Annotated in this window: 2 protein-coding genes; one reads left to right on the forward strand and one right to left on the reverse strand. The window is 68.4% G+C overall.

The window, feature by feature from the left end; all coding sequences use genetic code 11:
* Positions 1-44: 44 nt before the first annotated feature.
* Positions 45-1,487, reverse strand: a complete 1,443-nt coding sequence (locus ETD96_RS43575) for an MFS transporter (protein WP_240808649.1) — start codon at positions 1,485-1,487, stop codon at positions 45-47.
* A gap of 102 nt (positions 1,488-1,589) precedes the next feature.
* Here ETD96_RS43575 and ETD96_RS43580 point away from each other — a divergent pair.
* A partial coding sequence (locus ETD96_RS43580) for a MarR family winged helix-turn-helix transcriptional regulator (RefSeq protein ID WP_138642324.1) occupies positions 1,590-2,044 on the forward strand: 455 nt, incomplete at its 3' end.

A 2,044-nucleotide genomic window follows, 5' to 3' on the forward strand; every position in this document is an offset into this window, starting at 1 on the left:
GGGGCGGCCTTTGGGGAGGCCGCCCCCGGTTGAGGAGTTGCTGGTCAGGTGCGGTTGCGGCGGAGGAGGGGGATCAGGTTGAGGGCGAGGCCGATGACGGCTACGGCGCTGACCAGGTTGACGCCCGGGTGGAATTCGGCGAAGCCGTCGCCGCCGGCGGCCGTCCCGCCGGCGACCAGTGCGGTGACCAGGGCCAGGACGAGGGCGGCGCCGACCTGGCCGGAGGTCTGGACGAGGCCGGACGCCAGGCCCTGCTCGGAGTCGTCGATCCCGTCCGTGGCCTGCGCCATGATCGAGCTGAACCCGAACGCGAATCCGCCGCCAAGCAGGAGCATCGTCGGCAGGATCGTGAACGCGTAGTGCGGGGTGTTCCCGGTTGTGGCCAGGAACCAGCCGTAGCCGAGGCTGAGGGACGTCATGGAGCTGATGATCAGGCGAGGCGTCCCGTACCGGTCGATCAGCCGTCCGACGAACGGCGAGCCGAAGGCGACGAGGAGCCCGGCGGGCAGCAGTCCCATGGCCATCTTCAGCGGCGACCAGTGCAGGACGTCCTGCAGGTAGAGCGTCATCATGAACTGGAAGCTCAGGTACGACCCGAACAGCGCGACGATGCTCAGGTTGGCGCGGACGATGGCGCCGATCCGCAGGATGCCGAGCCGGATCAGCGGGTGCCGCACCTTGTTCTCGGTGACGAAGAAGCCGACCAGCAGAACCGCCGCGAGGACGATCGAGCCCACGGTCAGGGGGTCGAGCCAGCCGCGGTCGGGCGCCGAGACCACGGTGTAGACCGCGAGCAGCATGCCGCCGGTGAGCGTCACGGCACCGACGATGTCGTGGCCGCCGCCGGCTGCGGGCTTGTCCCGCGGGATCAGCGCGTAGCCCGCGATCAGTGCGATGACCGCGAGTGGAACCGGCGTCAGGAACGTCCAGCGCCAGCCAAAGCTGGTCAGCAGCCCGCCGAGGATCAGCCCGGACGAGTAGCCGCTCGCGCCGAAGACGGAGAACACCGACAGTGCCCGGTTCCGCGCGGGTCCCTCATGGAACGTGGTGGTCAGGATGGACAGGGCGGTGGGCGCCGTGAACGCGGCGGCGAGCCCCTTGACGAAACGGGTGACGATCAAGAGCGTGCCGTCGTTCACCAGGCCGCCGATCAGTGACGCGACGGCGAACACGGCGAGCGCGGCGAGGAAGATCCGGCGGCGTCCCAGCAGGTCGGCGGTGCGCCCGCCGAGGAGCAGCAGCCCGCCGTAGCCGAGGACGTATCCGTTCACGATCCACTGCAGCGACGTGGTGGACAGCCCGAGCTCGGCGCCTATCGACGGCAGCGCGACGCCCACCATCGAAACGTCGAGTCCATCGAGGAACAGCACGGCGCACAGGACGGCGAGGACGCCCCAAAGGCGAGGGGTCCAGATCTGTTCGGCCGGCGCGCGGTCGGCTACCGGCGGACGGCGGGTGGAGACAGGTGAGGTGTCGGTGATAGCCACGGCGCAGGACAGTACATGCACATGCATCAAATGTCCACGCACAAATTTCTGCAGAATTTAATGTCTGCGCATCTGATGCGCATGCATGGTACGATGCACGGCATGGAGGCGAACGCTGCTCTAGTCGAGCGCTGGCGCGAGCTTGCGACCTGCTACAACACGGTCGCCTGCGCCTTGGAGCGGGCCCTGCAGGACGCTCACGGCCTGAGCATGAGCGAGTACGAGACGCTCGACCGCCTCGTCGATCTCCACTGTGAGAAGCGCCGCATGCAGGAGATCGCCGCGGCGATGTACCTCAGCCAGAGCGCCCTGTCCCGCACGGTCGCCCGCCTGGAGAAGAACGGCTACGTCGTCCGCGACCTCTGCAGGGACGACCGCCGTGGCGTCTTCGTCCAGATCACCGAGGAAGGCCGCCGCCACCACGCCGAGGCCCGCGAAACCCACCTGAAGATCCTCACCGAGCACCTCACCTTGGCGCGGTCTTCCTCGCTGGCCAGCGCGTCCAGATCGGCGAGCGAGTGGGTGATCATGATCGAGGCCATGCCGGACGGCCAGGC

It is taken from the genome of Actinomadura geliboluensis (assembly GCF_005889745.1).
In the GTDB taxonomy this organism is placed as follows: Bacteria; Actinomycetota; Actinomycetes; order Streptosporangiales; family Streptosporangiaceae; genus Spirillospora; species Spirillospora geliboluensis.